General features: G+C 31.5%; 1 pseudogene. It reads left to right on the top strand.

Features of this window, described 5'->3' with window-relative positions:
* A pseudogene (locus tag INT39_RS22365) lies at positions 1-484 on the top strand (hypothetical protein); the annotation flags it as partial.
* Positions 485-577 lie beyond the last annotated feature (93 nt).

The raw sequence follows: 577 nt of genomic DNA, 5'->3' as shown, positions 1-577 counted from the left end.
CGTACCCGATGTCGCTGAGCTTTCACCGATGAAGGTTATGTACCGTTCAAATCTTTGCCGAAAAACATATAATAATAATGAAGTGCCTACATATACTGTTTCTGGTTTTAATAGTGAGATAGTTTTGTTAGGAAAAGAAGGTAATAGCTCATTATATAGTGCAGAAATCCCTTATAGAGGAGGTGGGAAATGTGATTGGCAATTAAGTAATGTCACGTTGAAAATGGTATTAAAACATAATGATAATTTTTATAAGGATATTAACAAGATTGTAGGAAGTGGTGTTATTATCATTTTTGATAATAATCAACCTCAACGAATAGGAAAGAAACCTGTTAATAAAAAAGGTGATTTTGATATTATATCTGATTATTTTCCTTGGATTGATACACCTTTTAAAAATGATAAGAACATTAGCTTATGGTTATATGGCGAAGAGCTTTATCTTTATTATAAATCTCGCAATGCTCAAAAAATCACCTGAAAACCCATCATTCATACCGATATAGTCGTTTACTCTGAATATCCAGCAGAGCGTAAAACTGAAGGTATAAGTACAATATATTCTTATCCAGAT

This window comes from Pseudomonas sp. FME51 (assembly GCF_014897305.1).
The sequence above is the reverse complement of the archived record's forward strand: the minus strand, read 5'-3'. Positions and strand labels throughout refer to the sequence as shown.